A 513-nucleotide genomic window follows, 5' to 3' on the forward strand; every position below is an offset into this window, starting at 1 on the left:
CAAAAAGTATCAATTTGATTACAAATGAGGATATTATTCGTTACAACAATGATTATATTTTAAAAAATAAACTATCTTCTTCCTATCAAAATCAAGTGGTTAATGCAGTTAAACTTTATTTTAAAACAATACAAGAGACGAAGATTGAGGTTGAAAAAATTCACCGACCTAAACGAGCCAAGGCTTTGCCTAATGTATTGAGTAAAGAAGAAGTAAAAAAAATACTTGATGCCCATAGCAATTTAAAGCATAAAGCTATGCTTTCGATGATTTATAGTTGTGGATTGCGCCGCAGTGAATTATTGAATTTAAAGTTTTCTGATATTGATTCTAAAAGAAATATTGTAATCATAAGACAATCAAAGGGTAAAAAAGATAGAATTACACCATTATCTGCAAAAATATTAGATTTATTAAGGAGATATTATAAAGAATATAGTCCAAAAACTTATCTTTTTGAAGGACAAGAAAAAAACACCCAATATTCTGCTAGAAGTTTAGAGGAAGTATTAA

1 protein-coding gene is annotated in these 513 nt (G+C 27.7%); it reads left to right on the plus strand.

Annotation, left to right across the window (positions count from 1 at the left end; genetic code table 11):
• Positions 1-14: 14 nt before the first annotated feature.
• Positions 15-513 (plus strand): tyrosine-type recombinase/integrase (locus tag G6042_RS00675; RefSeq protein WP_235933140.1); only part of this gene is annotated, 499 nt, incomplete at its 3' end.

Origin of the sequence: Flavobacterium solisilvae, from assembly GCF_012911605.1 — a bacterium.
GTDB lineage: Bacteria > Bacteroidota > Bacteroidia > Flavobacteriales > Flavobacteriaceae > Flavobacterium > Flavobacterium solisilvae.